The sequence below is a fragment of the Micromonospora sp. KC723 genome (assembly GCF_004348595.1).
Taxonomy (GTDB): Bacteria; Actinomycetota; Actinomycetes; order Mycobacteriales; family Micromonosporaceae; genus Micromonospora.
On the sequence record NZ_SMKD01000201.1, the window covers coordinates 1 to 7502 of the forward strand.

Below are 7502 nucleotides of genomic sequence, written 5' to 3' on the forward strand. Positions count from 1 at the left end.
GGCCGGCTCCGGATGGAGCCGGCCCGCCGATGTCGTTCACAGCGTCCGGCCCCCCGCGTCCCGGGCGATGATGCCGTCGAGCTCCACCCCCGGTGCGAGCTGCTCCGGATCGAACCAGAAGATCACCACCTCCGGGTCCTCGCTCCACCTCGCCTGCCGGGCGGTGACCTGACGGCCGTCGACGGTGCCGACGATCCGCTCCGCCGGCCCAACGAAGTATCCGAAAGCGGGCAGAGATGTCAGGGATGGCCGACCCCCCGACTGGTCATAGCCGATCTGGTGGAATCCCGGCCGGCGATCGTTGCCCTCGACGTCGTTGATCAGGTGGTCCGAGGTCAGCTTTCCGCCGGCGGTGCGCCGGCCGGCGACCAGCCCGATCCGCACACCGGGCTGGCTGGGCAGCTTGACCGGGACGAAGTAGAAGACCCGTTGGTCACCGCCGTACCAGATCCCGCTGTCGACCACGTCGCCGACCGGTTGCCCCTCCTGCTGCGGCGGTGCGGCAACCGGGGTGGTGGGTCGCACCGCAGGTGCGGTGACCGCTGGGCCCGCCGGGCTCGGCAGCTCCGGCGGGCCCGGCCGCACCCCGACCGTGACACCGACGACGGCCACCGCCGCCACCACCACGGCCGCCACCCCCGCGCCGGCGAGTCGCCGACGCCGGCGCAGCCGCCGGCCCTCGCGCATCACCAGGGTGAGGTCGAGGCTGGTCCGGTCGGCCCGCTCGGTCGCCCGCATGGCCCGCCTGAGCCGGTCCACGTCGTTCATCGGCCGGCCCCGAGGGTCCCGGGCGCCTCGACGCCGGCGCCGCGCAGCTTCTCCAGGGCACGGGAGGCAGTGCTCTTGACCGTGCCGACCGACACGTCGAGTTCGCGGGCCACCTGCGTCTCCGGAAGGTCGAAGTAGTAGCGCAGTACGACGATGGCGCGCTCGCGCGGGCTGAGCGTGCCGAGGACGGCGAGCAGCCAGCGCCGGGTGACGACCTCGTCGGCGGGGTCGCCAGAAGGCTGCTCCGGAAGATCCTCGTTCGGGTACTCGCGGATCGGGCGTCGCCAGTTGTCGACCACATGGTTGACCAGCACTCTTCGCGTGTACCCGTACGGATCGTTGTCGCGGATCCGGGACCACGCCGCGTACGTGCGCACCAGGGCGGTCTGCGCCGCGTCCTCGGCCTGGTGGTGGTTGCCGGTCATCAGGTAGGCCGCGTGCACCAGCCGGGCGGACGCGACCCGGGCGAACTCGACGAACTCCGCGTCACCCCGGGCCATGGTCACCCTTCTCGCATCCCACGTCGGAAAAGACGAGTGGAACCCGTCAAAGGTTGAGCCCGCCCGGGACCAACTTTAGTCCCGGACCACCCGTCCTCCTCGCTGCGCGTCGCCACCCGGTGGCGCGCCGAGGGGAGACACATGACGACCACCACCACCGACACGACCCGCACCGTCCCCGCACTGCTGCTGGTGGCGCTGTTGATCGGATGCACGGCGCCGGCAGCGGGTCAACCGACCGCCCCGGACACCGGGCCCACCGCCACCGCGCCACCCCCGACGCCCGTCCAGTCGCGACCCGCCGCCGTCCGCTACCCGGCGGACGGCGGCAACCGGTGGCATGTCGCCACCGCGGAGGCGCCGGCTCCCGGCGGCAGGGGAAGGCTGCTGCGCTACCGGGTGGCGGTGGAGCGCGACATCCAGGGCCTGCCGGTGGCGGACTTCGCCACGGAGGTCACCCGGACGTTGAGCGCCCCGCAGGGGTGGACCGCGGAGGGGACGCTGCGCCTGCGCCGCGTCGGGCGGGACCAGGCGGCCGACTTCACCATCTACCTCGTCACCCCGGGAACCCGGGACGAGTTGTGCGGAGACGTGCCGGACGGCTACACCTCGTGCCGCAACGGCGACCGGGTGGTGCTGAACGTGGCGCGCTGGGTGAAGGGGGTGCCGGGCTACGGGGCCGGCCTCGGCACCTATCGCCGGTACATGGTCAACCACGAGGTCGGGCACCGGCTGGGATTCGGGCACGAGCTGTGTCCGGGCCGGGGCCGACCGGCGCCGGTGATGCAGCAGCAGACGCTCGGCCTGCACGGCTGCACCGCCAACGCCGTGCCGTACCTGAACGGCCGGCGCTACTCGGGTCCTCCGGGGGCGTACGACGACCCCATCCCGCCCCGGGAGGCCGCCGGACACGTCCGCCTGGCGATCGACTGACCGCGGCGGGGGCCGGGCCCGTCGGGGTCCGGCTCCCGTACGCGGGCAGCCTCCCCACTCCCGACACGCTCCCGGGGACACGCGGCGTACGGGCCGGTGGCCGGCGAGGCGATACTGGCGGTGGGGGACGGCGGCGGCGACCAGCCGCCTGATCCCGCCGTCACGTGTTCGTCCACCGGCTCTGGGGGCAGCGGGGTGAGTTACCGGCTCAGCGCGGTCGTCGCGGACGCCGAACTGCTGCGCGAGGAGATTCGCGAGCTGGATCACGCGATCCTCGGCGAGCTGCGCCAGGATTTCGCGCTGCTGCCGGTGACCCCGCAGCTCGTGGAGGAGCTGACCGGCACACCGCCGGACTACGCGGTCGGGGAGCCCGGCGGGGAGCAGCCGTTCACGCTGGTGCTCTCCCCGGCGCTGACCGAGGCACTCGCCCGTTGGTCCCGCCGGGGGCCGGTGGCGTACCTGGAGGCGGAGTTCGCCGGCGGCGTCGGCCACCAGGCGGCGGTGGTGTGGCTCGGCGGCGGGCGGTCCTGGGGGCCGCGCTTCGACGCGGTGCTCGACGGCCCGCGCGAACAGTGGCCGATCAACGCCGCGCTCGTCGAGCTGGGCGTGGAGCCCGGCGCGTGGATCGACCCGTTCGCCGAACTGGGGCTACACGTCGAGCGGGACACCGCCGGCTGGCTGGCGCACGGCCGGCGCGGGCTGAGTGTCGACTACTGGGACGAGCTGGCCGAGGAATGGGAGGAGCAGGAATCCGCCGTCGGCCAGCAACGAGGTCTTCCCGGTCCGGGCGGCTGGCCAGGTGCCGGCCGGTACGGTCACCGTGGTTGACCTCGGTCGTCGGCCGCCGGTCTCACCTCAGTACGCGTTGCCGTGGGTGGGTGCTGGACCGCAGGCCAAAGGCGTTGGTGTGCCCCCACCGGCCAGGGATGTCGAGCAACTCGATGCGTTTGATCGAGGGCGGCAGGACCGGGTCGGTGGCGAGGTGGTTCTCGTGCGGTTCGAGGCCGAGCATGGTACGCAGCAACAACAGCGGGGCCCCGGCGGACCAGCCCTGCGGGCTGCACGCCGTGGGGTACTCGACCGGGTAGTTGGTCAGCGCGCGGTCGTAGCCGGCGAAGGCTTCGGGAAGGCGGCCGTGGAAGTAGGCCGAGGCCTGGATGATGGCTTCGGCGATACGGGCCGACTCCTCCCGGAAGCCGTAGCGTCGCAGGCCCCAGGCGATGATGGAGTTGTCGAAAGGCCAGACGGTGCCGACGTGGTAGCCGACAGGGTTGTACCGGGCTTCGGTGTCGGCGAGGGTGCGTACCCCCCAGCCGGAGAACATGCGCGGGCTGAGCAGGTGCTGGGCGACCTTCTTCGCCCGGGACGGCTCCACGATGCCACTCCACAGCAGGTGACCGATGTTGGAGGCGAGGGCGTCGACGGGCTCGCCGTCGGGGTCGAGGGCCAGCGCGAAGTACTCCCGGTCAGGCAGCCAGAAGTCCCGGTTGAACCGTTCCTTGAGCTCGGCGGCCTGCCGTTCGAGCCGGTCGGCGTAGGCGGGGTCGTTCCAGACTTCGCGGGCCAGCCGGGCACCCCGGATCTTCGCGTCGTAGGCATAGCCCTGTAGCTCGCAGGTGGCGCGGGGCGGGCGGGGCAGCCGGCCGTCGTGGTAGGAGATCCCGTCCCACGAGTCCTTCCAGCACTGGTTCTCCAACCCGTTGATGGTGTTGCGCCGGAAGTAGGAGAGGTAACCGTTGCCGAGCAGGTCACCGTACTCGTCGATCCAGTCCAGCGCCTTCCGCGCGTTGGGTTCGAGCCTGCGGATCAACGTCGCGTCCCCGGTCCACCGCTCGTACTCGTCCAGCAGGATCACGAACAGCGGGGTGGCGTCCGCCGACCCGTAGTACGGCGTGTGTGGCTGCTCCTCGAACGCGGCGGATTCCCCGTAGCGGAACTCGTGCAGGATCTTCCCCGGCTCCTCCTCCTCGAAATCGTCCAAGGTCACCCCCTGGAGGAGGGCCAGCAGGCGCAACACCGGCGGGGTCAACTGCGGCGCGAAGGGCAGCGCCTGTAGGCAGATGAAGATGCTGTCCCGCCCGAAGATGGTCATGAACCAGGGCAGGCCGGCCGTCGGCAGGGGAGCCGACGGGTTGGTCAGCGACGCGTACCGCATGGCGGCCAGATCGACCAGGCTGCGCTCGTACACCGTCTGGAGCGGCTCGTAGTCACAGATCAACACGGGGGTCCGCTTGAGCCAGCGTTCCAGGTCCTGCCGCAGTTTCGGCCTGCTCCTGCTGCGGTACGCGGACCAGATGGTCCGGTCCCCGTCGCCGCTGGCCTCCTGGATGACCGGCTGTACGTGCAGTTCCGTGCGCCAGGAGGACCGCGGCTCCAGGTGGATGTCGAAGGTCATCCCCGTGTCGTCGACCTCGGCCTCGGCCGTGCTGGAGATGATCGTGTCGCGCCGGAAGCCGCGGCGCTCGTAGCGGAAACGCAGGCGGCCGTTCTCCTGGTACACCGTGGTGGTTCCCACCTTCTCCTTCACGTCCTTGACTTCGAACAGGTCGGCGAAGTCGGTGCCCATCTCCACCCTGAGCGTGAAATGACCCGGCTCAAGGTCGTGGTTCAGGACCGTCAGGCGTTCGGTGAAGTCCTGACAGATCGACTGCTCCCGGATGATCGAGACCTTCGCGTCGACATAGTGCGTCGGCTCCCCGGGGACCAGGAAGAAGTGCCGTTCGAAGTACTGGAGATCGTCCCGGGACAGCACACTGAGTTGCTCACCGTTGAGGCTCAGCCGCCAGATCGAGAGGAAACGCGTGTCGAACGAGAACAGCCCGGTCGGGTAGATCCGCGAGGGACTGACATCACCCAGGTCGTTGGTGACGATGAAGGTGTTACCGTCCAGGATGCTTACGGTTTTCTCGATCACGTTTCGCACCTTCCTCGCGTACGAAGTCCCGCGGATGATGCGCCATCGGAGGTCCGGGAAACAGCAGCCTCCCGAACGCGTCGGCCAGTCTCAGGTCCCCCTCGACAATGAGATCGTTCCGGAACACCGACGGGCTGAACTTGGCTTCGCCCCTGGCCATCCGGTCCAGCACCGGCCGACCGGCACAGATGATCGCGTCCGGCTCGCCGCCGGTGGGTGACACCCGGGCCTTCCCCTTCTCCAGGGTGATGAACCACTGCTCGACCCGCTCGTCACTCCGTATGTCGAGGCGAATGGTGCCGCGCGCCCATGCCGGCAGATCCTTGAGCCCCGGATTCTGGTTCCGGCCCAGCCTGTCGAGGTGTTCACCAATCGAGTCGGCCATCCATCCAACCCTCCCACGGTTCGGCCGTCACCCGGGAGGATATGAGCGTCAAGGGTGACCCGGCGTCACCTCATGAGAACGAGAACCGACGACGCGCGGACGACCGGCCGTGGGTGCGACACCCGTTTCACCCTGCCGGGGTGATCCCGAACCCGCACCGTGGCGGCCAGTATGCGGATATGGAGCGTAGAAGCACGGCGACAGCCGAACGACAAACCAACCGCGGCCTGCCGCCGGGACAGCTGTTCATCGGCGGCCGGTGGCGGGACGCCGCCGACGGAAGGCGACGCGACGTCATCTATCCGGCCAACGGTCGGGTCGTCACCTCGGTGGCCGAGGCGGGTGACCAGGACGTCGACGCCGCGATCGGGGCCGCGCGGCGCGCGTTCGACGACGGCCCCTGGCCACGGATGAGCGGTCGTGAACGAGGCGCTTTGCTGCTCAGGGTCGCCGCCCTGCTCGAGGAGCGCCGGGATGAGTTCGCGCAACTGGAGAGCCTGCACACGGGCAAGCCCATCACCATCGCGCGCACCGTCGACCTTCGCGACACCATCGACCACTTCACCTACTACGGTGGGCTGGCCGACCAGATCGAGGGCGCCACCCGCAACATCCGTACCCCCGGCTTCGCCTACACCATGAAGGAGCCACTGGGTGTCGTCGGGGCGATCACGCCGTACAACTTTCCGTTGATCCTGTCCACGACGAAGATCGCGCCAGCGCTGGCCGCCGGGAACACGGTGGTGCACAAGCCGGCCGCCGAGTGCCCGCTGACGGCGCTGCGACTGGCGGAACTGTTCGCCGAGGCCGGCCTTCCCGACGGTGTGCTCAACGTGGTCACCGGCGGAGAGGACGCCGGTGCCGCCCTGAGCCGCCACCCCCGCATCGACAAGATCGCCTTCACCGGATCGACACGGGTGGGGGCCAGCATCGCGGCGGCGGCCGCGGCGGCGGTCAAGCCCACCACGATGGAACTCGGCGGCAAAGCCGCCCACATCGTCTTCGAGGACGCCGACATCACCGCCGCCGTCGACGCCGTGGTGCCCGGCTTCGTGTTCAACTCGGGCCAGTTCTGCATGGCCGGCTCCCGCCTGCTCATCCAGCGCTCGTGTTACGACAGCGTGCTGGCCAGGGTCGCCGAAGCGGTGGCGCGGGTACCGGTCGGCGATCCGTGTGACCCCCAGACCATCGTCGGGCCGCTGGCCGCTCGGCGGCGCCTGGAGAGTGTGGAGCAGTACCTCGCCCTCGGCGAAGGCCGGATCGTCACCGGCGGTCACCGCATCGAGCGGGACGGCGGCTACTACTACGCCCCGACCGTGGTGGCCGACGTGTCCAACGACGCCCGCATCGTCCAGGAGGAGATCTTCGGCCCGGTGCTGACCGTCCAGCCGTTCGACACCGAGGACGAGGCGGTGAGCCTGGCCAACGGCACGCGGTACGGGCTCGCCGCCGGCCTGCACACCCGCGACGTCGCCCGCGCCCACCGGGTCGCCGGCCGCCTACGCTCCGGCATCATCTGGATCAACTCCTGGGCCGTCCTGGACTCCGCCCTGCCGTTCGGCGGCTACAAGCAGTCCGGGTACGGCCGGGAGCACGGCCCGGAGGCGTTGGACAACTACCTGCAGGTCAAGTCGGTGTTCGTGCCCACCAACCAACACTGACGAGATCCGCGAAACATCGGACCCGCTCCTGGCATAAGGAGGTGAAAGCACCCCACCTGGAGGTCAACGTGCCAACGAATGAACACCTCACTCCGCAGGGCGCCGTGGGCGGTAAGGGCCGGCGGCGGCTGTCACGGGCCGGGTTGATCGCCGCGATCACCGCCGTAGTGGTAACCGCCGGCGCCGGCACCGCCGCCGCCTACCTCACCGAAGACACCGTCGCCCGCGGCATGCCCGGCGCCGCCGTCATCTTCGAGGGCACCGACCCCTCCTGCACCACCACCAACCACATCGTGTTCGACTGCACCCTCAGCCGCGCCCCCAAGTCCGACGCCCTGCCC

At 70.3% G+C, this 7502-nt stretch carries 7 protein-coding genes and 1 pseudogene; 4 read left to right on the forward strand and 4 right to left on the reverse strand.

What is annotated here, in order from left to right; translation table 11 throughout:
- Positions 1-36 precede the first annotated feature (36 nt).
- Entirely contained in the window at positions 37-768 is a 732-nt protein-coding gene (locus tag E1165_RS26920) for a hypothetical protein (protein ID WP_132394525.1), read from the reverse strand.
- Positions 765-1268: a SigE family RNA polymerase sigma factor gene (locus tag E1165_RS26925; protein WP_132394526.1), complete on the reverse strand. Its 504-nt coding sequence runs from the start codon at positions 1266-1268 to the stop codon at positions 765-767. The genes E1165_RS26920 and E1165_RS26925 overlap by 4 nt, the downstream gene beginning before the upstream one ends.
- 141 nt (positions 1269-1409) lie before the next feature.
- Between E1165_RS26925 and E1165_RS26930 the strand changes: the two genes are divergently transcribed.
- Positions 1410-2201, forward strand: a complete 792-nt coding sequence (locus E1165_RS26930; protein ID WP_132394527.1) for a DUF3152 domain-containing protein — start codon at positions 1410-1412, stop codon at positions 2199-2201.
- A gap of 195 nt (positions 2202-2396) precedes the next feature.
- Complete coding sequence (locus E1165_RS26935; protein ID WP_132394528.1) at positions 2397-3029, forward strand: hypothetical protein; 633 nt, start codon at positions 2397-2399, stop codon at positions 3027-3029.
- Between the two features lie 22 nt (positions 3030-3051).
- Here the strand turns inward: E1165_RS26935 and E1165_RS26940 are convergent, their stop codons facing one another.
- Both E1165_RS26940 and E1165_RS26945 read right to left on the reverse strand, forming a co-directional pair.
- Positions 3052-5112: a glycogen debranching N-terminal domain-containing protein gene (locus tag E1165_RS26940; protein WP_132394531.1), complete on the reverse strand. Its 2061-nt coding sequence runs from the start codon at positions 5110-5112 to the stop codon at positions 3052-3054.
- Positions 5081-5500: an SCP2 sterol-binding domain-containing protein gene (locus E1165_RS26945; protein WP_132394529.1), complete on the reverse strand. Its 420-nt coding sequence runs from the start codon at positions 5498-5500 to the stop codon at positions 5081-5083. Before E1165_RS26945 ends, E1165_RS26940 begins: the two co-directional genes overlap by 32 nt.
- Before the next feature lie 179 nt (positions 5501-5679).
- Between E1165_RS26945 and E1165_RS26950 the strand changes: the two genes are divergently transcribed.
- Together E1165_RS26950 and E1165_RS26955 are read left to right on the forward strand one after the other, a co-directional pair.
- Positions 5680-7161 carry an aldehyde dehydrogenase gene (locus E1165_RS26950; protein ID WP_132394530.1) on the forward strand — a complete coding sequence of 494 codons (1482 nt, stop codon included), beginning with the start codon at positions 5680-5682 and terminating at the stop codon, positions 7159-7161.
- Between the two features lie 41 nt (positions 7162-7202).
- A pseudogene (locus E1165_RS26955) lies at positions 7203-7502 on the forward strand (hypothetical protein); the annotation flags it as partial.

Excerpts from the sequence above, each read along its gene's own strand:
- E1165_RS26920 (WP_132394525.1), bottom strand. The coding sequence starts at position 768 with ATGAACGACGTGGACCGGCTCAGGCGGGCCATGCGGGCGACCGAGCGG.
- E1165_RS26925 (WP_132394526.1), bottom strand. The coding sequence starts at position 1,268 with ATGGCCCGGGGTGACGCGGAGTTCGTCGAGTTCGCCCGGGTCGCGTCC.
- E1165_RS26930 (WP_132394527.1), top strand. The coding sequence starts at position 1,410 with ATGACGACCACCACCACCGACACGACCCGCACCGTCCCCGCACTGCTG.
- E1165_RS26945 (WP_132394529.1), bottom strand. The coding sequence starts at position 5,500 with ATGGCCGACTCGATTGGTGAACACCTCGACAGGCTGGGCCGGAACCAG.
- E1165_RS26950 (WP_132394530.1), top strand. The coding sequence starts at position 5,680 with ATGGAGCGTAGAAGCACGGCGACAGCCGAACGACAAACCAACCGCGGC.